The sequence below is a fragment of the Massilia sp. Root418 genome, from assembly GCF_001425265.1.
GTDB lineage: Bacteria > Pseudomonadota > Gammaproteobacteria > Burkholderiales > Burkholderiaceae_D > Rugamonas.
The window spans coordinates 111,256-136,094 of sequence record NZ_LMEC01000025.1; the positions used below are offsets into that span (position 1 = coordinate 111,256).

The following is a 24,839-nucleotide window of genomic DNA, read 5'->3' on the forward strand; positions in this document are numbered from 1 at the left end:
CCTTACAGGCCCTGGCTCGATGCGGCGCGCGCCCGCTGCGTATAATCCTGGTAGGCCGGGATGGCGACGGCGGCCAGGATGCCGAGCACGATCACCAGCACCGGCAGCACCAGGCCCAGCACCTTGATTGCGGTGCTGTTGGGCGCCGGCGGCGGGCCGAAGTCGTTGCTGCCCTCGTCGCCGCGCGCGAAGATCAGGTACAGCGAGACGACAAAGTTCACCAGCGGCACCCACAGCAGCAGCGAAAACCAGCCGGAGCGGTTGGCGTCGTTGAAGCGGCGCTTGGCCAGCACAAAGCTGAACACCAGCAGCGGCAGGTACAGCAGGGTGCTGATGCCGACTATCGCTTCCGGGTTGTTGGCCAGCACGCCGGCCGCGCCCAGCACGCCCATCACGATGGTCACCGGCAGCATGTTGATGAGGGAGATGATGAACAGGTAGGCCAGGTAGCGCAGCCGGCCGATGCGCCCGCGCCAGGCCCACAGGCGCGGCTGGTAGCTGTCCTGGCCGGCGGCCGCGCCGGACAGGGCGGCGCCGGGCGCCGAGTAGGGATTGGGGGTGTTCACGGTGGTGTTCATGGATGCTCCTGTAGTGTGATTCGTTTAAAAGGAAAAGCCTGTCATGGATACGCAACAACTGGTTTATTTCATCAGCGCCCTGCTGTCGCTGGGCGCCGCGCTGCTGATGGCGCTGGTCTTGTTCGACCGCCTGGCGCCGCTGCCGGCTGCGCGCGCCGGCCTGGCGCTGGAGCGGCTGCGCGCCGGCCTGCGCCTGCGCCAGGCCAGCGTGCCCGGCTTCGCCATGCCCTACCTGGAGGGCGGCAAGGGCGAGACCCTGGTGCTGCTGCACGGCTTCGCCGGCGACAAGGACAACTTCACCCGCATGGCGCGCTGGCTCACGCCGCACTACCGCGTGCTGTGCCCGGACCTGCCCGGCTTCGGCGAGGCCGGGCGCGACCCGCAGGCCGGCTACAGCATCGCGCAACAGGCCGAGCGCCTGCGCGCGCTGCTGGACCAGGTGGCGCCCGGCAAGGTCCACCTGGGCGGCAATTCCATGGGCGGCTTCATTGCCGCGCAGTTTGCCGCCGCCTGGCCGGAACGGGTGGCCAGCCTGTGGCTGCTGGACGCGGCCGGCACCGAGGCCGCGCACAGCTCCGAAGTGCTGCAGCGCTACGAGGCCAGCGGCGACATGCCGCTGCTGGTGCGGCAAGAGCAGGACTACGGCGCCCTTATGGACACCTGCACCGCAGAGCGCCCCTTCCTGCCCTATTCCGTGCTCACCGCGCTGGGCCGGCGCGCCGCCGCCGACTTCGCGCTGCACACGGCCATCATGCGCCAGGTGGCTGCTGCGCCGCTGCTGCAGCCGCAGCCGCAGTACGCCGCCATCCCGGCGCTGGTGGCGTGGGGCGAGCAGGACAGGATATTGCACCCGTCCGGCGCCGCCGCCCTGGCCCGCCTGTTCCCGCGCAGCCGCACGGTGATGATGGCGGGCGTGGGCCACTTGCCGATGGTGGAAGCGCCCAGGCGCACCGCGCAGGACTACCTGGACTTCCGCCGCACCCTGGCCTGAGCGGCGCCTGCACCTGCTAGCGGTCGGTGACGGTGAACTCGCCGAATTGCTTGAGCTGTTCTTCGATGGCCTTCCTGTCGCCCACCACCACCACGGACTGCGTCTCCGGGGTGAAGTATTTCCTGCCCATGTCGCGCACCTGCTCGGCGCTCACTTTCTGGATCTTCGGTACGAAGCTGCCGAGGAATTCGGGCGGCAGGCCGGCCAGCCAGTTGGCCGCCAGCGTGGCGGCCACCGCGCCCTGCAGCTGGTTGGTAAGCAGGTAGGAGCCGGCCACGTAGCGCTTGTTCATGCGCATTTCATCGTCGCTCACCAGCTCCGTGCCCAGCTTGCGGTATTCCTTGAAATATTCGCCCAGCGCGGCGCCGGCGACTTCGTTGCGCACGTCCGCGCCGCCGATGATGGCGCCGCCGTTGCGGCTCATGCGGGCGCCGGCCGAGGCGCCGTAGGTGTAGCCCTTTTCTTCGCGCAGGTTGAGGTTGACGCGGCTGCTGAAGCCCCCGCCCAGGATGGTGCTGGCCAGGCGCAGCGGCACGTGGTCTTCCACGCTGGCGGCGGCGCCCGGACGGCCCAGGCGCAAGGTGGCTTGCACGCTGCCGGGACGCTCCAGCAGCAGGCGCTGCGGCGGCATGGCGGCGGCGGCCGGCGGTGTTTCCGGCAGCGCCGGGCCGCTGGCGCGCCAGTCGCCGAAGGCCGATGCGGCCAGCTTCATGGCGTCCGCCTCCTTGATGCGGCCGGTGATCACCAGCAGGCTGCGCTCGGGGCGGAAGCGCCTGGCGTGTTCGGCGCGCAGCAGCGCGGCGTCGGTGGAGCTGATCGATTCGGCGGTGGCGGTGGTGCGGCCATACGGATGGTCGCCGTAGACGGCGCGCGAGATGGCGCGCTCGGCGCGGAAGGCCGGGCGCGCTTCGGCCGCCTTGAGCGCCTGCAGGGCGTTGGTCTTGGCCAGCGTGACTTCCTCTTCGGGGAAGGCCGGTGTGCGCGCCACCTCGGCCAGCAGCGCGGCCATGGCGGCGGCGTTCGACGCCAGCGCGTTGCCGGACACGGTGATGCCGTCGTTGGCGGTGGAGGCGCCCACGCTGCCGCCCATGCCCTGCGCCGCTTCGGCGATGGCGCGCGAGCTGCGCTTGGCGGTGCCTTCGTTGAGCAGGTTGGCCAGCAGGCTGGCCATGGCCGGATGCTGGGCGTCGTCGGCCGCGTAGCCGGCGCCGCGCACGGCCAGCACGAAGTCCACGCGCGGCAGGCCCTGGCGCGGCACCACCCATACTTCCAGGCCGTTGGCCAGGGTCTTCCTGGCGATCTTCGGCACCGGCAGCGGCTTGTCGGCGCCGTAGGGCGGCACCGGCGACACGGCCGGCGCTGCCGGCGCCGCGTCGTCCTTGGCGGCAGCGGCGGTCTGGGCGTGCAGCAGCGGCGCGCACAGCGTGGAGATGGCCACGGCCAGTATCAGTTTTTTCATGGTGCGCTCCTTATTTCGTGGCGGGGGCCGGGGCCGGGGTGGAGGCCGGGGCGGCCGGGGCTTCCTTCGGCGCCGGCTTGCGGTCGATCACGGTGCGGTTGGCCCGGGTCAGGTAGGTGGCCGCCACGCGCTGGATGTCTTCCGGCTTGACGCCCTCGATCCAGCCGGGGATCTTGTTGACCACCCTGGCGTCGCCCCACAGCGTTTGCAGCTTGGCCAGGGTGTCGGCGCGGTTGATATAGCTTTCCAGCTTGTTGTACCAGTCCGCCAGCATGGCCGTTTTCACGCGCTGCAGGGTGGCCGCGTCCACGCCGTCCCTGGCCACCCTGGCAATCTCCTCGTCCATGGCCGCCAGCACTGCGTCGGCGCTGCTGGTGGGCTTGTACATGGCGAACACCGTAAACAAGGTGGGGCCGTCGTATTCCCATGGGCCGGTCAGGCCGTACAGCGGCGACAGGTTGAGCGCCAGCTCGCGGCCCTTGACCAGGCCCTGGTACAGGCGCGAGGCGTCGCCGCCGGCCAGCAGTTCGCCCAGCACGGCCATCGGCGCCTGGTCCTTGCTGCCGCGCTGCGGCATCTTCCACGCCGCCGCCAGCGCCGGCACCTGCGCCAGCGCGTCGCTCTGCTCGACGCGCTTTTCAGCCGTGTTCAAGCCTTCGCTGAAGTCGCCGAAGGCCGGCGTGGGCCGCTTGGGGATGGCGCCGAAATACTTCTGCGCCAGCGCGTAGCCCTGCTGCGGCGTCACGTCGCCGGCAATGGCCAGCACCGCGTTGTTGGGGCCGTAGTAGTCGCGGTGGAAGGCGCGCACGTCGTCCAGGCTGGCGCCTTCCAGATCCTGGAAGCTGCCGTAGCCGTCGTGGTTGTTTTCCCATTTCTGGAACGCGTGCTGGCCGATGTCGATCCACATGAAGCCGCCGTACGGCTGGTTCTTCACGTTCACGCGGATCTCCTCCTTCACCACGTCCTGCTGGTTCTTCAGCGTTTTCTCGTTGAAGTCCAGGGTCTTCATGCGGTCCGCTTCCAGCCACAGGATGGCGTCCAGCGCGGAGGCCGGCGCGGTCTCGATGTAGTTGGTGAAGTCGGCGCGGGTGGAACCGTTGTTGCGCCCGCCGCCGCCGGTGATGGTCTTGTCGAACACGCCCTTGGGTGCGTTCGGCGTGCCCTGGAACATCAGGTGCTCGAACAGGTGGGCAAAGCCGGTGCGGTTCTTCGGCTCCAGGCGCATGCCCACCCGGTACACCACGCTCACGCCCACGGTGGGCGAGCTGTGGTCTTCAGTGACGATGACGGTCAGGCCGTTGTCGAGCTGCTTGACGTGGACCGGCACGTCCCAGCGGTCGGCGCCGGCAGCGCGCGCGGACAGGGTGAGCATGGCGGCAGCCAGCAGGACGGGAAGGTGGCGCATGCGCATAGGGGAGCCTTTCGAGAGCCTTTCAATCGGAGAGCGTTTTCGGCTTTTGCCGAATCAGCAATTTTGCCTGTTACATCGCAAAAGATACTCACCAATTATTGCGAATGCCACCTTTTTTTTTGGGCTAAGATGGAGCCACATCCACAACCGCCGGAGGCGCTCCATGAAACGCAGGCTGATGCTACTAACTCTTGGTACTTCCCTCCTGCTGGCCGGGCTGCCGGCGCGCGCCGCCGAACGCGGCACGCCGGAAGAAGCCATGGCCATGGCCAAGAAAGCCATCGCATTCATCAAGGCCAACGGCAAGGACAAGGCCTTCGCCGAGATCAACGATGCGCACGGCCAGTTCACCGACCGCGACCTGTACGTGGTGGTGTATGACCTGAACGGGAAAAACCTGGCGCACGGCCAGAACCCGCGCATGATAGGCAAGGACCTGATCGACATCCGCGACGGCGACGGCAAGTACTACATGCGCGAGCGCATCGAGATCATCAAGACCAAGGGCAAGGGCTGGCAGGACTACAAATTCCTCGATCCGCTGACCAAGAAGATCGAGCCCAAGTCCATGTATATTGAAAAGGTCGACGACCTGATCGTCGGCTGCGGCGTCTACAAACCGCAGTAAGGCGCACCGCCCCGCCCCTCCAAACCGTGACAGCATGCGGGTTTGCAGGTAACATGTCTGGTAAGCAACAACACCAAGAAAAATCCATGTTACTCGCCACGAAGGAGGGCTGCGATTGGCAGCGCTAAACGACGTCGCGCACTGGCGCGGCCAGATCTTCAAGCGCATCCTGCAGTTCGTCCTGGGCCTGGGCGTGGTTACGGCCGTGCCCAGCATCCTGCTCAGCATTTCGGAAAACCTGTGGTCGGTGGTGGTGCTGGACGTGGTGGCGCTGGTGTGGATACTCGGCATCCTGCGCCTGCCCGGCATCTCCTACGGCGCGCGGGTGCTGAACTTCCTGGCGGTCACCTTCATCTTCGGCGTGGGCCTGCTGGTCAAGGTGGGCCCGGTCAGCCAGATCTACCTGATGGCCGTGCCGGTACTGGCCGCGCTGCTGCTCGGGCTGCGCGCCGGCCTGTGGGCGCTGGCCATCGACACGCTGGCGCTGCTGGTGATCGGCTTCTACACCAACACCATCCCCGACCTGCAGGGCCTGGAGCTGGCCTCCTTCCTGAAATGGAGCGTGATCACCTCCAACTACCTGTTCATCACGGCGGTGCTGACCCTGTCCTGCGGCGTGCTGCTGCAGCGGCTGGAAACCTCCATCGGCGAGCTGCGCGCCACCGCCGCCTCGCTGGAACAGGGGCAGCAGGAGCTGACCGCGCTGAACGCCGAGCTGCGCCTGACCGCCGCCGCCGTGGCGCGCCTGAACGACATGGTCAGCATCGCCGAAGTGGCGGGCACCGAGCAGCGCATCATCTTCGTCAACCGCGCCTTCGAGCGGCGCAGCGGCTACAACCGCGACGCCATGCTGGGCGGCAGCCTGCGCCTGCTGCAGGGGCCGGACACCGCCACCGGCACGCTGGACCGCATCAACCAGGCCATGGCGCGCAGCGAGGCGGTGCGCGCCGAGCTGCTGAACTACACCCGCTACGGCGAGCCGTACTGGGTGGAGCGCGAGCTGGTGCCGATCTCGGATGAAGGCGGCAACAACACGCACTGGGTGGCGGTGGAGCGCGACATCACCGAGCGCAAGAAATCCGAGGACGACATCCACCGCCTGGCTTACTTCGACGTGCTGACCGGCCTGCCGAACCGGCGCCTGCTGATGGACCGCATCGACAAGCTGCTGGCCAGCTCCGAGCGCAACAGCCAGTACAGCGCGGTGATGTTCATCGACCTGGACAACTTCAAATACATCAATGACGCGCGCGGCCACGCCACCGGCGACGCGCTGCTGAAGAACGCGGCCGCGCGCCTGGCGCAGCTGATGCGCAAGGCCGACACGGTGGCGCGCATCGGCGGCGACGAATTCGTGGTGCTGCTGGCGCACCTGAGCGGGGTGCATGCCACGGCGGCGCACGCGGCGCTGGTGGTGGCCGAGAAGATCCGCGCCACCATCGCGGAGGATTTCGTGATCGACGGCCAGGCCTACAGCAGCTCGGCCAGCATCGGCGTGACCCTGCTGCCCAAGGGCGCAGCAGGCGCGGCCGGCGAGCAGAGCGCGCAGGACTTGCTGCGTGAAGCGGACATCGCCATGTACCGCGCCAAGGCGGACGGCCGCAACGGCATCGCCTTCTTCGAGGCGGCCATGCAGGCCGAGGTGGAGCAGCGCCTGAACCTGGAGCGCGATCTGGCGCAGGCGATCGAGAACCGCGAGCTGGCCATGCATTACCAGGCGCAGGTGGACAGCGACGGCGCCATCATCGGCGCCGAGCTGCTGATGCGGTGGCAGCGCGCGGACGGCAGCTGGGTGTCGCCGGCGCAGTTCATTCCGCTGGCCGAGGAATCGGGCCAGATCCTGGCGCTGGGCGCCTGGGCCATGCGCCAGGCCTGCGACGCGGTGCTGCGGCTGCAGGCGGCCGGCCATGCGCTGCCGCTGTCGGTGAACGTGAGCCCGAGCCAGTTCCGCCAGCCGCAGTTCGTGGAACAGGTGCGCGCGCTGCTGGCCGAAACGGGCGCGCCGGCCGAGCTGCTGATCTTCGAAGTGACCGAGGGCTTGCTGGTCGAAAAACTGGAGGACACGGTGCTGCGCATGCGCCAGCTGGCCGCCCTGGGCATCCGCTTCTCGATCGACGATTTCGGCACCGGCTACTCCAGCCTGGCCTATTTGAAGAAGATGCCGCTGTATGAGCTGAAGATCGACCGCAGCTTCATCCAGGACACCCCGGCCGACGCCTCGGTGACAGCCATCGTGCAGACCATCCTGGCGATGGCGCACCACCTGGGCCTGAAGGTGGTGGCCGAAGGCGTGGAAACGCAGGCGCAGGCGGACTTCCTCATCAACAGCGACTGCCACGGCATGCAGGGCTACCTGTACGCCCGCCCCGCCCCGCTGGACGCCCTGCTGGCGCGGCTGGCCGCATAATTTGGAGGGGGCGGTGGCGGCATGCCGCCGCAGCTCCCTCTGTATAAGCTGTCTTGTTCCGCCATCTCATTTTGTCTCTTTTGAACTCATTCTGTCTCGCGCTGTCCAACAGACAGAACGAGACAAAACGAGACACAATAAGAAAGGGGAATGAGCATGGTTATACAGACGCAGGCGGCAGGGGTACCGCCAGCTGCATACCTCGAACTGACGACTTATCTGCGGACATCGAACAGCACCCTGAGCGCCCCCGAGGCGCTGAGCCACGCGGTCAAACACTGGATCGCCGCCCAGCGCGAAGCGGCGGCCGCGATGCGCGGATATCAATGGAAATGCCTGTTCCTGCCATCGCGCCAGTTCACCCTGATGATGGCAGGCCCCGGCAACGCTCACGCTAATGCAACGCATCCATCACACGTCCACCCACCAATTGGAGCGGCGCATTCCCAAGCAGCGCCGGCTCGAAAATGGCGCGCTTGACGACTGATGGCGGGCGCTGTGCGCTAAAAACGGGGCGGTGTGGGCGCGGTCCGCTATCATTAGCGTTCTTCGCACCTTCCTGAACACTATGGAATTGATTGTCGTTGCGGTATGCCTGCTGGCTGCCGCCCTTGCCTACTCGTTTCGCGCCGCCGGCACCAAGCCGGTCAAGGGCAGCGATTTCTACGTGGTCTCGCGCGACGGCCGCGTGCTGCGCACGCGCGGCCCGCAGGTGAAGTGCCTGCGCGCGCTGGCCATGCCGGACGGCTTGCGCGTCACGCTCAGCAACGGCAGCCGCACCGGCCAGTTCTTCGTTCACGACCTGGTGGCCGAAGCCCACCTCCCCAACCCGTCCGGCCGCACCCGCGTGCGCCACAAGGACGGCAACAAGCGCAACAACGCCGTTGCCAATCTGGAGTGGTATTGAGGACGGCGCCTAGTTGGCCTTGGCGGCAACGTCAGCCACAGCAGGGATGGCGCTGACGGCCGGCGATGCAGGCGCTGCTGAAGGCGCGCCGATCACGTTTTCGATCTGGCGCATCACGATGGTCACGCTGGCCGGATAATCAAAGCCGGCGCCAGTATTGCGGTCGATAATATAACCAATGCCGCCGCCCACCAAGATGTTGCCCCACACCGCGCCGTTCGACTTCGACACGACGTTTGCATTGCCCGCGTAACGGTCTTTCTTGCAGTCGATGGCAAGATCGCCAGTGCTCTTGTGCACCGTGACGCTAGCCGGGCTAGTCAGAAACCAGCTACCTGCATCGTTAGTCAACGTGCAGCCGATACCAGCCACTTCCTTGTTGTCGTGCACTGTGATTACCGACAGCGGCTGCATTTTTTCGCCCGAGATCGACGCGCAGCCCGTCAGTGCCAGCAGGGCTGCCAGCGTAGCCAATTTGATCATCATGTTATTCCCGTTTCATTATATTGTTTTGGAAACCCAGCTTAGCCGATCATTGCCTACCGAAAACTAACCAATACTCACGGAAATAAAAAAAGCCCGCCGCGAAGAGACGCAGCGGGCCGGCTTCAGAAAAACAATTGCGGTGCTTACTTTTTTGTGTAGGTTTTCAGCCAGTCCAGCACCGTATGGTGCCACTGCACCGAGTTGGCGGGCTTGAGCACCCAGTGGTTCTCGTCGGGGAACACCAGCAGCTTGCTGTCGATGCCCTGGCGCTGCAGCGCGGTGAAGGTGCCCAGCGCCTGGGCGGTCGGGATGCGGAAGTCCAGGTCGCCCTGCACCACCAGCATCGGGGTCTTCCACTTGGCCACGTGGTGCACCGGGTTGAACTTCTCGTGCGACTCAACCGCCTTGTAGTACGGGCCGCCGTATTCCCACTCGGTGAACCAGATCTCCTCGGTCGAATACGCCATGCCGCGGATGTCGAACACGCCGTCGTGGTTGACGATGCACTTGAAGCCGTCGGCCCAGTTACCCTCGATCCAGTTCATCATGTAGCCGCCGTACGAGGCGCCCAGCGCGCAGCTGCGCTCGCGGTCCAGCCACGGGAACTTGGCCACCGCCGCGTCCATGCCCTTCTTCAGGTCTTCCAGCGGCTTGCCGCCCCAGTCGCCGCTGATCGAATCCGTGAACGCCTGGCCGTAGCCGGTGGAGCCGTGGAAGTCGATGAAGACCGTGGCGTAGCCGGCGCCGGCGTACACCTGCGGGTTCCAGCGGTAGCTCCACGAGTTGCCGAAGCTGCCTTGCGGGCCGCCGTGCACCAGGAAGGCGATCGGGTACTTCTGGCCCGGCTGCGCGTTCCACGGCTTCATCACGTGGCCGTACACGGTGTCGCCGTTGGCGCCCTTGAAGGAGAACTGCTCATACTCGCCGAAGCGCACGTCGGCCAGCGCGGCCTCGTTCACACTGGTCAGCTTGTCGGCTTTGGCAGGGCCGGCACCGGCGGCGCCGAGCTTGAACTTGTACAGCTGCGCGCCCGACGCCAGCGAGGCTTGCGCCATCACCACCGTGTCGCGCGCCACGCTGAAGGCCGACACGTAACCGGGGCCGGAGACGGCGCTGGCCTTGCCGCTGGCCGCGTCGATGCTGAACAGGCGGTGCTGGCCCACGTCGTCGGCCGTGGCCAGCAGGGTCTTCCCGTCCGGTGCCCAGCGGTAGTCGGCCACCGAGCGGTCCCACGCGTCGGTGAGCGCGCGCTGCTTGCCGGTGGCGACGTCCATCAGCACCAGGTGGAAGCGGTCCGCCTCGAAGGTGGGGCGCTTCATGGCGGTGTAGGCCAGGGTCTTACCGTCCGGCGAGAACTGCGCGCGGGTGTCCCAGGCAGGATTGTCGACGGTCAGGTTGCGCGGCGCGCCGCCGGTGGCCGGCACGCTGAACAGGTCGAAATTGGTGGACCAGGCTTCGGTCTTGCCGGCCACGCGGGCCGAGAACACCAGAGTCTTGCCGTCCGGGCTGAACTGGTACTCGTCATGGTCGCCGAAAGGCTTGGACGGCACGTCGCCGTCGATGGTGCCGCTCAGGCTCACCGGCGCGGCGCTGACCTTGCCGCTGGCGTCGATGGGCGCGGTGTACAGCACGTTGTTGCGGCCGTCGTTCCAGGTGTCCCAGTGGCGCACGAACAGGCGGTCGTAGACCTTGCCGGTGGCCTTGTTCTTTGCTTGCGCTTCCAGGCGCGCCTTGCTGCAGGCCAGGTCGGCGCAGTCGCGGAACACGGCCAGGCTCATGGCCAGGCGGTCGCCCTGCGGCGAGAGGCGGAAGTTTTCCACGTCCACCGGCAGGTCGGTCACGCGCGCCGCCTCGCCGCCGGCCAGCGGCAGGCGCCACACCTGGTTGCTGCCGCTGCGCGCGGACAGGAAGTAGACCGCGTCGCCGGACGGTGACCATTCGGGATCGGTGCTGCTGGCGTCGGCCTGGGTCAGGCGCACCGGCGCCGGTTTGGCCGCGCGCAGGTCCAGCATCCACAGCTGGGTGTTGCCGCGGTTCTTGTCCATATTCGTGGAACGCACCGTGTACACCACCTTGGACGCGTCCGGCGACAGCAGCGGGCTGCCGACGCGTTCCATTTTCACCAGGTCTTCCACGGTAAAGCCGCGCGGGGCGGCTTGTGCGTGCTGAGCACCGGACGCGGCAAGCGCGGCCGCCAATACCAGCAGACGTAATTTCATGCGGTTATCTCCGACATCGTTATAAAAAAGGCCAGCTTGTGGCCGGCGCAGTCGGACATAATACCAAGAATTGCGGGCGAAAGAGGCCCGCCGGCGCCCCGCGGGAGCCGGCGGAAAAGGGAGACACCGCGGACGGCGGACTCGCCCGCGGCTTGCTACAACACCCTCAGCGCGGCGGCCCGGCATTGGTACCGGCACAGCGTGCGCCGCAGGGACGCGCATTCGCGTCCCGCTAAGATTCAATATAGCGAGCTTTCGCGGCGCCGAGATAGTATTTTTCTCGCCCCCGCCCGCCGCACATAGCGTCCCTGCATGCCCCTGCGCCACGTGCACGCCCTTGCGCTACAATGGCAGCCACACCCGTCCCCTCTCCCATCACGCCCCCGAATTTCGACCATGCACATCGACTTTGAAACGCCGGACCAGCCCGAAATCATCGCCCTCATCGCCGACCTGGACGCCTACCAGCTGACCCTCTATCCGCCGGAAAGCGTGTACGCGCTGGACCTGGCCTCGCTGAAGCAGCCCAATGTGCTGTTCGCGGTGGCGCGCGGCGCGGATGGCGCGGCGCTAGGCTGCGGCGCCATGGTGGTGACGCCGGCGTTCGCCGAGGTCAAGCGAATGTACGTGCGGCCGGAAGCGCGCGGCCAGGGCCTGGCGCGGCGCATGCTCACGCTGCTGGAACAGGCCGCCGCGCAGCGCGGCGCGGCGCTGTACACCCTGGAGACCGGCCCGTCGCAGCCGGAGGCGATCGCGCTGTACGAACGGCTGGGCTACCAGCGCTGCGGCCCGTACGGCGACTACCGCGACGACCCGCTCAGCGTCTTCATGCGCAAGGCGGTGCAATGATGGCGCAGCCGGCCGCACCGCAAGACAGCCTGCTGGAACTGCGCGACCTGGCGCGCGCCTTCGCGGCAGAGCGCGACTGGGGCCAGTTCCACACGCCCAAAAACCTGGCCATGGCACTCACGGTGGAAGCGGCCGAACTGGCCGAGCACTTCCAGTGGCTGCCGACCGGCGCCGACCACGAGCTCGACGCGCGCAAGCGCGAAGGCATCCGCCATGAACTGGCCGACGTGATGCTGTACCTGATCCAGCTGGCCGACAAGACCGGCGTGGACCTGCGCAGCGCGGTGCTGGAAAAAATGGAGCTCAACCGCGCCAAATACCCGGCCGAGCAGGTGCGCGGGGATATGCGGAAATATAACGAATATTGAGTGCATGGGCGGCGCATTGGCGGCGCATTGGCGGCGCGTTGGCGGCGCATTGGCGGCGCGTTGGCGGCGCGTTGGCGGGTTACGCGCTGCGCGCTAACCCGCCCTACGGCAGAGCCGTCGCCCTCGTATTTTCCGTAGGGCGGGTTAGCGGCAAGGCCGCGTAACCCGCCAGGCGCACCTCACCGCAGCCCGAGCGCCTTGCGGATCTCGCCCAGCACCAATACCCACGCCGGCGAGGTGGCGGCCACCTCATCATAATGGCTGGCATTGGGCAGCACCACCACCTCGGCCGCGTCGCCCGCCGCCCTGGCGCGGCGCGCGTAATCCTGCGCCACGCGCACCGGCGACACCGTATCAAGCTCCCCCGTGACGAGCACCGTGCGCACCCCGGCCGGCAGCAGCTCGGCCGGCGACGTGTCCGCAAACACGTCCGGCCGCGCCGCGCTGGGCAGGCCGGTGAGCTGCACCATGTCGCGCTCGCAGCTGGTCTTGATCAGCTGCTCCTCGTTGCGCAAATCCGCCAGCCCGCCCAGGCTGATCACCTGCGGTATGGCCAGCGGCGCCGCGCGCCACACGGGGCTGGACTGCGGCAGCCGGTGGCGCGACGCGGCCCACTGCGCCAGATGCCCGCCGGCCGAATGGCCCACCGCCACCACGCGCGTCAAATCCAGCCCGTGCGCGTCCGCCTCCTGCCTGAGCCGGTCCACCGCCGTGGCCACGTCCTGGTACATGCCTGGGTAGCCGCCTCCCTCCTCGTCCACCCTGCGGTACTCCACGTTCCACACCGCGATGCCGTGCTTCACCAGGTCCCCCGCCATGTTGTGCATCTGCGCGATGCCGCCGAAATGCACGGTCCAGCAGCCGCCGTGGATCAGGATCACCACCGGGAACGGTCCCGGCCCGGCCGGCTTGAACAGCTCCACGAACTGCGACGGCGCGCCGCCGTAGGCCAGGTGGCGGTCCGGCTTGGGGCCGGACAGCGCCAGGTAGTCCTGCAGCGTCATGGGCGCGGCCGTGGCTGCGGCGTGGCCGCCGGCTGCGCCGGCAATGGCTGCGGCACACAGGGTCTTGCGGAAGGTGGTCAGCATGGGCTATCCATAAAAAACGGGACAAGGCGCAGCATACCGCGCCTTGCCCCGGCTGTCATGCCGCCTTAGAACTTGTAGCTGGCGCGCGCGTAGTAGTAGCCGCCATTGATACCGAACGGCGAGAACGAGGGATAGACCGTCACCGCCGAGTTGTCCAGGTTGGCGCGGTACACGGCCAGCAGCTGGGCGTTCACCTGGTCCGGATACTTGTTGAACAGGTTGTTGCCGCCTGCCGACAGGGTCCAGCCGTTGCTCATGCGGTAGCTCACTTCCAGGTCGGTGACCGCCGTCACGCCGATCTCGGTCTTGTAGTAATCCGCGCCGTCCGGCGTGCCCCATTCGGACGACTTGCCATAGATCGCCTCGCGCAGGTTCACGGTCCACGCGCCCTTCTTCCACAAGGCGCCCAGGTTCAGGCGCATTTTAGGCGACGCGGTCTCGATGTCCGAGATGGCGGTCTTGTCGAGCAGGGTTTGCGGCCGCAGCTGCACCGGCGCCTGGTTCACCTTGATGACGGTGACCTTGTTGTAGTTGGCGGCCGCCGACCAGTCCACCCTGCCATAGTCGCCGTAGTTGCTGTTCAAGGTGGCCACGAACTCCAGGCCGCGCGAGCGGGTGTTGACGGCGTTGGAGAAGATGTTGATACCGGTCTGCACCACCGTCGGATCGAGCACGTTGCCGTTGGCGAGGATGGCCGCCGTGACCGCCGGCGAGTTGTCCGCGCCGCCGGAGCCGTACAGCGAACCGCTGCCGACGATGCGGTCGCGGATGGTGATCTGGTAGGCGTCCAGCGTGAGCGCGACATTGCTCGACGGGTTGAGCACCAGGCCGGCGCTGAAGTTGGTGGACTTCTCCGGCTTCAGGCCATTCACGCCCACCAGCGCGGCGCCCGGCGAATTGGGCGCCAGCTGCACGAAGGCGCTGCGCGGCGACACATTGGTGGCCGAATAGTACTGCTCGGCCAGCGTGGGCGCGCGGAAGCCGTTGCTGACCGTGCCGCGCAGCGCGAAGGCGGGCGAGAAGTCGTAGCGGCTGGTGATCTTGCCCACCTTGGCGTTGCCGAAGTCGCTGAAGTGCTCGTAGCGCGCGGCCAGGTCCACCGTCAGCGCGTCCACCGGGAATACGATCAGGTTGGCGTACACCGCCTTGTTGTTGCGGTCATGCTTGCCGGCGTCGGTCAGCGAGAAGCCGGGATAGGACTGCGAGCCCTCCTTGTAGCGCGAGAACTCGTCGCCGGCCTGGATCTGGTACTTGTCCACCCGGTACTCCAGGCCGAGCGCGAAGGTGGCCGGCCTGGTCCCCACCAGGTTCAGTTCACGGCTGAAGTCCAGGTTGTTGGTCCACTGGGTGGCGATGAAGGCGCCGGCGGCAAACACGGTGGGCGTGAATCCCTTGTCCTGGTACAGCGACACGTTGGCCGAATCCTCGACCCCGATTTCCGCCTTGTCGCGGCCATAGGTGGTGCTCAGCTCCCAGTTCCAGGCGCCCGCGAGCTTGCCCTTCATGCCGGCGGTGAACGCATAGTCCTGGTCCTTGATGGTTTCCTTGGGGCTGAAACCGAGCGGATAAACCTGCGGCAGCCGGTTGGGCATGCGGTAGTTCTCGTAGGCGCGCGCCTCCTTGCGGCCCACGGTGCCGAAGGCGTAGAGGGAAGTATCGTCGTCGATGTCGTAGCCGGCGTTCACGCCGAAGACGGTGAGGTGGTACTGCGCGTCGCCGCTGATCTTGTTCAGGTTGGGGTAGCCCGGCGCCTGCAGCAAGGGCATGTTCTTGATGTTGGCCGCGTCCACCACGCGCGGATCGAGGCCGCCGCGGTTGGAAAAGTCGTGGTATTTCGATTCCGCGCTCAGGCTCACGAAGGCCCGGTCGAACGGCGTGAAGCCGGCGTTGCCCATGCCGTCGGCGGTCCTGCCGCCGCCGTCGGAGTAGCCGCCGCCGTTCACGTTGAAGGTGCCGCCCTTGTTGTTGGACTTGAGGATGATGTTGATCACGCCGGCGATGGCGTCGGTGCCGTACTGGGCCGCCGCGCCGTCCTGCAGCACCTCGATGTGGTCGATCATGGCCACCGGGATGTAGCTCAGGTCGGCCGCCGCCCCGCCCTGGAACGGCCCGCCCAGCACCGCCAGGTTGGAGGTGCCGTGGCGGCGCTTGCCGTTCACCAGCACCAGGGTGTTGTTGGGGCTCAGGCCGCGCAGGCGGGCCGACAGGGTCAGGTTGGCGGTGTCGCCGCCGAAGGCCTGGGCCGTGAAAGACGGCAGGTTCTGCGCCAGCGCCTGCATCAGGTCGGGCTGGCCGGTGCGCGCCAGCGAGGCGTTGTCCAGCACCTGGATGGGCGAGGCGCTGTTCTCCACCTTCAGGCCGCTGGCGCGGGTGCCGGTGACGATCACCGCGCCCGCCGACGAGGGCGTGACGGCGGCGCCGGCCACCGCGTCGGCCTGCGCGCCGCTGGCTTCTTCCGCCGCATACGAGAGTCCCGAGTACAGCACCATGATGGCTGCTGCGCATGCTTTCAGTCTGGCCTTCTGCATAACGATACCCCTTCAATGTTGATATGGTTTGGTGCTTATTTTTTTGCGGCGACCACTTCGATTTCCACCAGCCAGCCCGGCACGTTCAGCGCGGCCACCTGCATCACGGCGCGCGCGGGCAGGTTGGGCTGGCTGCCGCCGAAGTACTGCGTGTAGGCTTCCATGAAGCCCTTCACGTCGGCGCGGCCGCCCTTGGCCGGGTCGCCCACCAGGAACACCTGCATCTTCACCACGTCGCCCATGGCCAGGTTCATGCTCTTAAGGATCTCGTCGATCTTTTTCAGCACGCCCATGGTCTGGGTCTTGGTGTCGCCATAGGCCGCCAGCGAGTCCGGCGCGGCGGCCTTGTCGATCACCGGCGGCACCTGCCCGCTGATGAAGTGGATGGTGGCGTTGGGCGGCAGCGTCACCGCCTGGGCGATGGGAAAATCCGAGCCGGGGATCTTGTGGCGGACAATCTCTTGCGCCTGCGGCTGGACCTGGGACTGGGCCTGGGCCAGGCCGGCCGAGGACAGCAGCGCCAGCATGGCGAAGGCGTTCGATACGGTAGTTTTGTTCATGGCTGCTTTCAGTGTTTGTTGGACATCTGGCCGTTCGCGTATTGCGGCACGCCGAGCTGGCTGCGCAGCGCGCCCACTTCTTCTGCCTTCAACGGCGGCGCCTTGTTGCCCCAGGCCGCGCGCGCGAAACTGAGCACGGCGGCGATGTCGTCGTCGCTCAGGCTGGCGCTGAAGTCGGGCATGCCGCCGCGCCCCTGCAGCAGCACCATGGCCACCTCCGGCGCGGGCCCCTGCACCAGCGGATTGCCCGCCAGCGCGGGGAAGGCACCCGGTATGCCCTTGCCGCTGGCCTGGTGGCACGCGGCGCAGTTCTTCTGGAACAGCGCCTTGCCGTCGGCGCGCGCGTGCGGCGCCGCTGCCAGGGCGGCGACGGCCGACGCGGCCGCCATCAACGTTGCGGTGGAACGCCTCATGCGCTGGCCCTTTCATGGATCTTGGCCAGCTGCTGCCAGGCCGACTCGATGGCGCCGGCCTGCCAGCCGGTCAGATAGCTCAGGTGTTCGCCGGCCAGCAGCACGCGGCCCTCGCCCTCCAGCAGCACCGGGTAGGCCTGCTTGCGGCTCTCGTCGTTCCAGTCGGCCCAGCCGCCCAGGTTGTACTGCACCCGGTGCCAGGCCACCGAAAAGGCGCTCTCGAACGATTCGCGGTAGGCGGGGAAGATCTTTTCGCCCGCCGCCACGGCGAATTCGGCGCGCTCGGCCGGCGTCATGGCGCTTACCTCGATGGCCGCCGTCTGGTAGTTGTAGTAGCCCAGCAGCACGCCCTTCTGCTTTTGCCAGCTGGACGAGGGCAGCGAAATGGTGTTGATGCCCTTGATGTCGGTGAGCACGTGGCCGCCGTAGATCTGGTCGTCCTCTTCCCAGAAGCGGCGCTTCATCTGCAGGCCGATTTTGCCGACCGGCGCATAGGCCACCTGCTTGATGGCGGCCTTGAACTTGGGAGAGAAGTCGGTGTCGATCATGCGCAGCACGGACAGCGGGATGGTGCACAGGCAGTAGTCGGCCTGCACGGTGGCGACCTTGCCGCTGGCGGTGTCCTTGTAGGTCACCGCCACATGGTTTTCGCCGTGGCGTATGGTCTGCACCTCGGCGCGGAAACGGATGTTTTTTCCGACGCGTTTTTCAAACGCCTTCGCAATCTGGTCCATGCCGCCCACCGGCTGGAACATGGTGTTCTGCATGGGGAAGTCCTGCACGGCGCTGTACACATTGCCGACCTTCGATTCCAGCAGCTCCCTGAAGCCCAGCGGGTCGGACTCCTTGCCCGCGCCGGGCATCATGCCGGCGCCGGGATTGACCGCGTAGCCGCGCCCGCTGCGCCCCTTGTAGCGCAGGTCGCCCGCGTCCAGCTGGCCTTCGTGCGCCAGGTAGTCCAGCAGCAGTCGCTGGTCCTGCTCGGTGAGCGCCTGGTCGATCTGCTTGGATTTGACCGACTTGGCCAGCAGCTCGGCCACGTGGCCGCGCATGTCGGCCTTGATCTGCGCGGGCCGCAGGCGCTGCCGCGACAGCGGACCGCCGTTTTCCAGGTAGACGATGGAATGGTCGTTATCGTTCACCATCACTTCCAGCGGCACCTCGAACAAGCGCGTGTAGTGCAGCGTGGACTGGTGGTGCAACGGGATGCGCCACGGACCGTGGTTGATGTACTGGCCCTGGTCGAACTGGCAGCGCTGCTCTTCGCCGCCCAGCTCCGTGAGCGCGAAGCCCTTGCGCGCGGTCTGGCAGCGCCCGCCGGCAAAGGCTCGCGCTTCCAGCACCTGGCACTGGTAGCCCAGCTTGGCCAGCTCGAACGCCGCCGTCATGCCGGCCAGGCCGGCGCCCAGGATCACCACCTTCTTGCCCTTGCCGCTGCCGCTCAGGGCGGGCGGCGCGGACATCGTCGACTCGATGCCCATGCCCCAGGCACTCATCGTGTTCAGCATCAGGCCCGTGCCGCCGACTGCTGCGGCCCGGTACAAGAAATCTCTCCTGCTTATCATCGGCAACCTCCAGGTAGTTGAAACTACCCTGATTGCTTAGCAATCGCCGTGCCAATAAATCATAAATGTAATATACATATGCGAAATAAAACAAAGATCGGCAAAGCGTAAAAACAATGTGGCTGCGTGGCGGCGCCGCCCCAGAGCGGCAGCCGGCGGTCCGGCGCGGCGGCGGCGAACGGACTCTTTTCCCGCGCGCGCAACTCTATTTTGCAGTGCAGCATACTGCCGTCCACGACAATGAAAAAGGCCGTGGCGGGTAAGCGCCACGGCCTGTCACTTTCAATGTGCTATTTTGATGCAGCGCACCATCGCGATGCCCCGCCAAGGGGAATGCTAGCCTGCCAGCGCGGCCACGATGCGTTCGAAACTGGCGTACTGGCCCGGCGGCGCAATGTGCTGGCGGGCCAGGAAGTCGCTGGCGCGCAGGCGCGCCACCTCGGCCGACGACAGGCGCCGGTGCGCCACGCTGCGCTCGGCGATATGGCAGGCGTGGAAATGCATCGGCGCCTGCGGGTCGAGCAGGTAGATGGTGTCCAGGCTGGAGGTGTCGCACGCGACCTTCACGTGCCACTGGCCGCGCTGTGCGGCGCGCTCGAACCAGCGCCCTTCCACCGCCCGCCCGCAGCTGTAGTAGGTGCCGTGCAGGCAGATCCCTTCGGCGGTGACAACCGCGTCGTGCACCGGCAGCAGGCTGCAATGGACCAGCTCCTCGGCGTACTGCCGCAAGGCCGTGCCGCGCTGTGCCACGCCCCAGTCCCACAGCTGCTGCGGCGTGGTGCCGTCCGGCTGGCGCGCGTGGTTGTAGGCCAGCACGCCGTTGATGACGATGCGGGTGAACTGCTCCAGGTCGAGCACGGCGTCCAGCCGTCCGCACGGCAGCGGCGCGGCCACGCCAGCCTCGCCCGCGGCCGCTACCGCTTCAGACGCAGCTGCCGCTGCGGCGGTGTCGCTGGCTGTGGCCGTGGCCGTGGCTGTGGCTGTGGCTGTGGCTGTGGCTGCGGCTGTGGCTGTGGCTGTGGCTGTGGCCGTGGCTGTGGCGGTGGCTGTGGCGGTGGCGTTGGCTGCGCCCTGGCCAGCGGCAGCGGCATCGAGCGGGCGCAGCGTGAAGCGCTTGCCCAGCTCCGCGCTCCACGCCGACGGTGCCTGACCCGGTGCGACCAGGCAGCGCACGTTGAAGTTGTTCAGCAGCGTGCTGTCGGCGCCGTCGTCGGCATTGCCCAGCAGCGCCGCGTCGGCGAACAACAGTTCCGGCAGGTGGCGCGAGGGCCACGCGCCGGACGGGATATCGAGGCCGTGGCGCAGGCAGTAGCGGCGCTTGTCGGCCGCGCTGTTGGCCAGCGCCATCAGCGCGTGCGGCCAGCTGGGTTGCTCCATGCTGACGTAGACGCCCGCCACCACGCCGCTGAAAATGTCCGTTACCACGTACAGCCAGGGCTTGCCGGTCGCCTGGTTGCGGTCCGCGCGCGACACCAGCTGCACCTCCGCCCGCACCGCTTCCACGCGGAAGGCCGCGCCGGGACGGCCAGGGCGCGCGATGTCGCTATCGGCCGCCAGCGGCGGCGCCATGCGCTGCGGCTCCATCATGTGGTCCTGCTCCAGCCAATAGCTGAACTGGCCGAAAGTGGGCAGCTCCTGCACCGCATCGTGGCGCTGCACGCGCAAGGTGCCGGGGGCGATGCTGCGCCGGCAGAAGAAGTCGCGCAGCATCTGGTCGAAGATGGCGCGGCGCGACAGGCCCGGATGGGTGGCCGGATGGCGCGCCACGGCAACGCGGAACACCGCCCGCATCTGCGCGTCCACGTTCACGCCAGGCGCCGCGCCTTCCTTGCGCGGGCGCCCGCGCTTGACGCCTTCGGAGGCCGCGCGCGTCTTGCCGCGCCCGCCGGATTTGGCGTAGTCGGGCAGCAGCGCGTTCGGCGTCTGGCCGCGCTGCCAGTAACGGCGCAGGTAGCGGTAGATGGTGGGGTGCGACACGCCGTGGCGCTGGGTGTACTCCGACACCAGCTGGCCGCGCCGGCGCGGCTCATAGATGGCCGGCTCCATGGCGGTCAGCTCGCGCACGATCTCCCAGGCGCGGGCGCGCAGCTTCAGGTGCTTCTCCGGCAGCATGTCCTGGTTCACCACCACCATATAGGGATCGTCGGGCAGCAGCCGCGCGCGCCCCGAAGCCAGGTCGGCCTGCAGCACGGCCATGCGCGCCAGCTCCGCCTCGGCGCTGAGCGCCTGCACGTCGTACACATAAGCGGCGGTTTGCGCCGCATCTATCCACAGCACGCGGATCGTTTTGCGATCCGGCCCCGCGTATTCAAGAAGGTCATTTCGGGATATCACGTCACCCTCGCTGGACAGGAAAATAATGCTGTAGAAGCAAATTCCAGGCCAGATGGCAAAAAACAGTGCTTGCGGGGCGTGGCGGGGATAGCGCTAGCAAACCGCGCCCTGTTCCCGGGATGTTTTGGTGCGCCGCAGCAGCGGGCTGCACCGCCAGCGTGCGCGCGGACGAAAAAAAGGGCCTTGCGGCCCTTTGGGTTTACTGCATTCCTCGCGGATTACTTGAACTTGTTGAACTTGCCCGGCTTGCGCAGCGGCTTGTCCGTGCCCGGCACTTTTTTAGCCGCCACCTTGCCCGGCGCCGCTTTCGGCGGCGTGTGCTTGGCCGATTCCGGCGGCATGGCGTCGGCGTGGCTGATGCGCAGCTGCTGGCCGCCCACCCACACCTTGCCCAGGTGCTGGAACACGTCGTCCGGCATGCCGTCCGGCAGTTCGAGCACGCTGTGGTCGTCGAAGATCTCGATGCGGCCGATGTACTTGGCTTCGATGCCCGCCTCGTTGGCGATGGCGCCGACGATGTTGGACGGCGTGGCCGCGTGCTTGCTGCCCACCTCGATGCGGAAGGCGCTCATCGGCAGGCTGACCTTGTTCTTGTCCTTCTTTTTCTTCTTCGGTGCGTCATCGTCGAAGGCCGGCTCGCTGTCGTCGGCTTTCGGGGCCAGTTCCGGCTCCGCCTTGGCGGCCTTCTTCGGCGCCGGAGCGCGTTCGGCCGGGGCTGCGCGTTCTGCCGGAGCCGCACGCGGCGCGGCCGGAGCACGGGCCGGGGCCGGTGCCGACGCAGCTGCCGCAGGGGCCTGCTCGCCGTCGCGGCTCAGGCGGATCACCTGGCCGGCGATCTTCACGCCTTGCAGGTGGCTGATGGTGTCCTGCGCCAGGTCGCTCGGCATGTCGAGCACACTATAATCGTCGTAGATCTCGATGCGGCCGATGAACTTGGAGTCGATCCCCCCTTCGTTGGCGATGGCGCCGACGATATTGCCCGGCTTGACGCCGTGCTGGTAGCCCACCTCGATGCGGTAGGTCTGCATGCCCGCTTCCGGTTCGCGGACCACGCGTTCCTTTTTCGGGAAGGCGCGCTCGCCGCGGTCCGGGCGCTCGGCGCGCTCGAACCTATCGCCACGGTCGCCGCGGTCGCCACGGTCAAAGCGCTCGCGCTCCGGGCGGTCGCCGCGCGCGGCCTGGGCGGCCGCTGCCGCCTGCGGCGAGTCGTGCCAGCCGGTTTCCTTCTTCTTGTCCAGCAGCAGGGACTTGCCGCCGCGCGCCATGCTGGCCAGCGCCGCCGCCACCTCGATCGCCGGCACATTGTGCTCGCGCTCGTAGTCTTCGATCAGGCCCTGGAAGTGTTCCAGGCCGCCCTTGGCCAGCACGGCGGTGATCTCGTCCTTGAACTTGGCCACGCGCACGTCGTTTACCGCCTGCAGCGACGGCAGCTCCATCACGGACACCGGCTGGCGCGTGGCGCGCTCGATGGCCTTGAGCAGCGGGCGCTCGCGCGGGGTGATGAACAGGATGGCTTCGCCGCTGCGGCCGGCGCGGCCGGTACGGCCGATGCGGTGGGTGTAGCTTTCCGGGTCGTGCGGCACGTCGTAGTTCACCACGTGGCTGATGCGCTCCACGTCCAGGCCGCGCGCGGCCACGTCGGTGGCCACCAGAATGTCGATCTTGCCATCCTTGAGCTGGGCAATGGTGCGTTCACGCGCCGCCTGCTGCATGTCGCCGTTGATGGCGGCAGCCGAGAAGCCTCTGGCGTTCAGGCGCTCGGCCAGTTCCTCGGTGCCCATCTTGGTGCGCGAGAAGATGATCATGCCGTCGAACGGCTCCGCTTCCAGGATGCGGGTCAGCGCGTCCAGCTTGTGCATGCCGCTCACCAGCCAGTAGCGCTGGCGGATGTTCTCGGCGGTGCCGGTCTTGGCGGCCATGGTCACTTCGGCCGGGTTGTTCAGGTAGGTGGTGGCGATGCGCTTGATCACCGACGGCATGGTGGCCGAGAATAGCGCGGTCTGGCGCGTGGCCGGGGTCTCTTTCAGGATGCGTTCGACGTCGTCGATAAAGCCCATGCGCAGCATTTCGTCCGCTTCGTCCAGCACCAGGGTCTTCAATTTGGAGATGTCCAGCGAGCCCTTGTCCAGGTGGTCGATCACGCGGCCGGGGGTGCCCACCACCACGTGCACGCCGCGCCGCAGCGCCGACAATTGCGGGCCGTAGCTCTGGCCGCCGTAGATCGGCAGCACGTGGAAGCCGGGGATATAGGCGGCGTAGCGCTGGAAGGCCTCGGCCACCTGGATCGCCAGTTCGCGGGTCGGCGCCAGCACCAGCGCCTGCGGCGCGGTCAGCTTGGTGTCGATCTGGGACAGGATGGGCAGCGCGAAGGCGGCGGTCTTGCCGGTGCCGGTCTGGGCCTGGCCCAGCACGTCGCGGCCGTCCAGCAGGTAGGGGATGGTCGCGGCCTGGATAGGCGACGGCGACTCGTAGCCGACCTCTTTCAGCGATTTGATCAGCGCGGGGCTGAGGTTAAGGTCGGAAAATAGCGTAATTTCGGTATTCGGTGTTCCAGACATGGCGTCACTCACAAGTATGTTCGAATCGCCCAATGCGAAACAAAAGCGCTAGTTTACTCTCTCCGGGCCGAATAGGGCCAATTCACGCCAATTCGGGCGAATTACGGGCATATCGCCGGCGGCATCCGGGACCGGCTAACGCCCGCGCGGCAGCGCAAAACTGCTCGACATTTCGGCCGGGGTGAAGAATTTCCGGGTGCGCGCCAGCAGCTCGCCGTCCCGGCTCAGGTGCTCCAGCATGGCCGCCAGCTGCGCCGCATCGTCCGGCGCGGTCTTGCGGGAGATGTAGACGCCGCTGGTGGAAGGCGGAATGCCGGCCAGCCGCGTGTAGTGCACGCGCTGGCCCAGCGAGTCGCGCAGGCCCGCCTCCTCCAGCGCGCCGGCGAAGGTATTGGAGGGCATGTAGGCATAGCTGGCGCGGCCGATGTCCATCTTGCGCGCGATGGTCTGCGGATCCTTCACGTATTCCAGCCTGCCCTGCTTGTCCAGCCGCGCCAGCAGCGCCAGGTAGGCCGGGCCGTAGTTATAGCTGCGCACCACGTTGAGGCGGATGCCGGGGCGCGCCAGCAGCTCCTCGGTGGAGCGCGGCGGGTCGGCGTCGGTAGACACCAGCATCCATTCCGTGCCTATCATGGGCACATAGCGGCCCCACTGGTCGCGTTCGGGCACCTGCACCGCGCCCACCATCAGGTCCGCCTCGCCCTGGCGCAGCATGGCCTCGGCGCGGGCGCGCGGCACCACGGGAAAGACGAATTCGCAGCCGGCGCGGCGGCCCCGCTCGCGCAGCAGCTCGGGGTAGACCCCGCCCACCTCGCCGCTGGCCTCGTTCACCGTCATCATCCGGCCCAGCGAGGACGCCGGCACCACGATGGCGCGCGAACACGCGGCGCCGGCACAGGCGGGCAGCGCGGCGGCCAGGACGGCGGCGGCAAGGAAGGCAGTGCGTATCATCGGCGCATGTTAACACGGCCGCTCCATGGCTGCAGGCGCATACCCGGTATAGCCACAGCCTGCGGTTCGGCGCGCCGCGCGCCCGGCATGATGGGCCTCCACAAAGGAGCCTCCCATGAATATGAACACCATCTTCCGTCCTCCGTTCAGCGAAGAACAAGCCGCCGTGCTGGACCCGATCAACGAATATTTTGCAGGCCACGCCAACGACGACGCGGCCCGCATGCGCGCTGCCTTCCTGCCCACTGCGCACATCGAATCGATGCGCGAAGGCGTGTTCACCTCCTGGCCGCTGGACCTGTACTGCGAACGTTTCAAGGGCGCCCCGGCCGCCGACGAGGCCGACCGCGAGCGCATCGTGGACTGGATCGACGTGCAGGGCAGCGCAGCCTGCGCCCGCATCACGCTGGTGCACGGCGCCACCACCTTCACCGATTACTTCGTACTGCTCAAGACCGAAGCGGGCTGGAAGATCGCCAACAAGGCCTTCCACGGCCAGCCCACGGCCGACTGACCCTCGGCGCAGCTATCCCACGCAG

The 24,839-nt window shown here is 67.3% G+C and carries 21 protein-coding genes; 8 read left to right on the top strand and 13 right to left on the bottom strand.

What is annotated here, in order from left to right; genetic code table 11:
* Positions 1-2 precede the first annotated feature (2 nt).
* The gene (locus ASC94_RS27310; RefSeq protein ID WP_056403813.1) at positions 3-578 is read right to left on the bottom strand and encodes a DUF805 domain-containing protein; all 576 of its coding nucleotides are present in this window, start codon (positions 576-578) and stop codon (positions 3-5) included.
* 43 nt (positions 579-621) lie between these two features.
* Here ASC94_RS27310 and ASC94_RS27315 point away from each other — a divergent pair, with 43 nt between their 5' ends.
* Positions 622-1,569 carry an alpha/beta fold hydrolase gene (locus tag ASC94_RS27315; RefSeq protein WP_056403816.1) on the top strand — a complete coding sequence of 316 codons (948 nt, stop codon included), beginning with the start codon at positions 622-624 and terminating at the stop codon, positions 1,567-1,569.
* Between the two features lie 16 nt (positions 1,570-1,585).
* Here ASC94_RS27315 and ASC94_RS27320 read toward each other — a convergent pair whose 3' ends face one another.
* Both ASC94_RS27320 and ASC94_RS27325 read right to left on the bottom strand, forming a co-directional pair.
* The gene (locus tag ASC94_RS27320) at positions 1,586-3,028 is read right to left on the bottom strand and encodes a pitrilysin family protein (protein WP_056403817.1); all 1,443 of its coding nucleotides are present in this window, start codon (positions 3,026-3,028) and stop codon (positions 1,586-1,588) included.
* 10 nt (positions 3,029-3,038) lie between these two features.
* Positions 3,039-4,433, bottom strand: a complete 1,395-nt coding sequence (locus ASC94_RS27325) for a pitrilysin family protein (protein WP_229417430.1) — start codon at positions 4,431-4,433, stop codon at positions 3,039-3,041.
* 169 nt (positions 4,434-4,602) lie between these two features.
* On the opposite strand from ASC94_RS27325, the gene ASC94_RS27330 reads away from it, so the two are divergent.
* The 4 genes from ASC94_RS27330 (at position 4,603) to ASC94_RS33320 (ending at position 8,381) form a co-directional block, all read left to right on the top strand.
* Positions 4,603-5,067 (top strand): cache domain-containing protein, encoded by a 465-nt coding sequence (locus tag ASC94_RS27330; protein ID WP_056403824.1) that lies wholly within the window; start codon positions 4,603-4,605, stop codon positions 5,065-5,067.
* 115 nt (positions 5,068-5,182) lie between these two features.
* Positions 5,183-7,474 (top strand): bifunctional diguanylate cyclase/phosphodiesterase, encoded by a 2,292-nt coding sequence (locus ASC94_RS27335; protein WP_056403827.1) that lies wholly within the window; start codon positions 5,183-5,185, stop codon positions 7,472-7,474.
* A 150-nt stretch (positions 7,475-7,624) separates the two neighbouring features.
* Positions 7,625-7,954 carry a hypothetical protein gene (locus ASC94_RS32830; protein ID WP_157201616.1) on the top strand — a complete coding sequence of 110 codons (330 nt, stop codon included), beginning with the start codon at positions 7,625-7,627 and terminating at the stop codon, positions 7,952-7,954.
* 88 nt (positions 7,955-8,042) lie between these two features.
* A complete protein-coding gene (locus ASC94_RS33320; RefSeq protein ID WP_056403829.1) occupies positions 8,043-8,381 on the top strand; it encodes an HNH endonuclease in 339 nt (112 codons plus the stop codon).
* A gap of 9 nt (positions 8,382-8,390) precedes the next feature.
* Here the strand turns inward: ASC94_RS33320 and ASC94_RS27345 are convergent, their stop codons facing one another.
* Positions 8,391-8,867: a hypothetical protein gene (locus ASC94_RS27345; protein ID WP_200955837.1), complete on the bottom strand. Its 477-nt coding sequence runs from the start codon at positions 8,865-8,867 to the stop codon at positions 8,391-8,393.
* Positions 8,868-9,010: 143 nt separating this feature from the next.
* A complete protein-coding gene (locus ASC94_RS27350; protein WP_056403832.1) occupies positions 9,011-11,086 on the bottom strand; it encodes a S9 family peptidase in 2,076 nt (691 codons plus the stop codon).
* Between the two features lie 396 nt (positions 11,087-11,482).
* Here ASC94_RS27350 and ASC94_RS27355 point away from each other — a divergent pair, with 396 nt between their 5' ends.
* Positions 11,483-11,935: a GNAT family N-acetyltransferase gene (locus ASC94_RS27355; RefSeq protein ID WP_056403837.1), complete on the top strand. Its 453-nt coding sequence runs from the start codon at positions 11,483-11,485 to the stop codon at positions 11,933-11,935.
* Positions 11,935-12,303, top strand: a complete 369-nt coding sequence (locus tag ASC94_RS27360; RefSeq protein ID WP_056404345.1) for a nucleotide pyrophosphohydrolase — start codon at positions 11,935-11,937, stop codon at positions 12,301-12,303. The genes ASC94_RS27355 and ASC94_RS27360 overlap by 1 nt, the downstream gene beginning before the upstream one ends.
* A gap of 179 nt (positions 12,304-12,482) precedes the next feature.
* Here the strand turns inward: ASC94_RS27360 and ASC94_RS27365 are convergent, their stop codons facing one another.
* From ASC94_RS27365 to ASC94_RS27400, 8 genes are all read right to left on the bottom strand, one after another.
* Positions 12,483-13,391, bottom strand: coding sequence for an alpha/beta hydrolase (locus tag ASC94_RS27365; protein WP_056403839.1), 909 nt, complete (start codon positions 13,389-13,391; stop codon positions 12,483-12,485).
* 65 nt (positions 13,392-13,456) lie between these two features.
* Entirely contained in the window at positions 13,457-15,919 is a 2,463-nt protein-coding gene (locus ASC94_RS27370) for a TonB-dependent siderophore receptor (protein ID WP_056403843.1), read from the bottom strand.
* A gap of 35 nt (positions 15,920-15,954) precedes the next feature.
* Complete coding sequence (locus ASC94_RS27375) at positions 15,955-16,479, bottom strand: RidA family protein (RefSeq protein ID WP_056403846.1); 525 nt, start codon at positions 16,477-16,479, stop codon at positions 15,955-15,957.
* 8 nt (positions 16,480-16,487) lie between these two features.
* The gene (locus ASC94_RS27380; protein ID WP_056403849.1) at positions 16,488-16,892 is read right to left on the bottom strand and encodes a cytochrome c; all 405 of its coding nucleotides are present in this window, start codon (positions 16,890-16,892) and stop codon (positions 16,488-16,490) included.
* The gene (locus ASC94_RS27385) at positions 16,889-18,457 is read right to left on the bottom strand and encodes a flavin monoamine oxidase family protein (protein ID WP_056403852.1); all 1,569 of its coding nucleotides are present in this window, start codon (positions 18,455-18,457) and stop codon (positions 16,889-16,891) included. The genes ASC94_RS27380 and ASC94_RS27385 overlap by 4 nt, the downstream gene beginning before the upstream one ends.
* A 336-nt stretch (positions 18,458-18,793) precedes the next feature.
* Positions 18,794-20,734, bottom strand: coding sequence for a nucleotide exchange factor GrpE (locus tag ASC94_RS27390; RefSeq protein WP_056403855.1), 1,941 nt, complete (start codon positions 20,732-20,734; stop codon positions 18,794-18,796).
* Between the two features lie 275 nt (positions 20,735-21,009).
* Complete coding sequence (locus tag ASC94_RS27395; RefSeq protein ID WP_056403858.1) at positions 21,010-23,349, bottom strand: DEAD/DEAH box helicase; 2,340 nt, start codon at positions 23,347-23,349, stop codon at positions 21,010-21,012.
* Between the two features lie 135 nt (positions 23,350-23,484).
* On the bottom strand, positions 23,485-24,300 hold the full coding sequence (locus ASC94_RS27400; RefSeq protein WP_056403860.1) for an ABC transporter substrate-binding protein: 816 nt from the start codon (positions 24,298-24,300) through the stop codon (positions 23,485-23,487).
* A gap of 115 nt (positions 24,301-24,415) precedes the next feature.
* On the opposite strand from ASC94_RS27400, the gene ASC94_RS27405 reads away from it, so the two are divergent.
* Positions 24,416-24,814 (top strand): nuclear transport factor 2 family protein, encoded by a 399-nt coding sequence (locus ASC94_RS27405; protein ID WP_056403863.1) that lies wholly within the window; start codon positions 24,416-24,418, stop codon positions 24,812-24,814.
* The last annotated feature ends 25 nt before the right edge of the window (positions 24,815-24,839 follow it).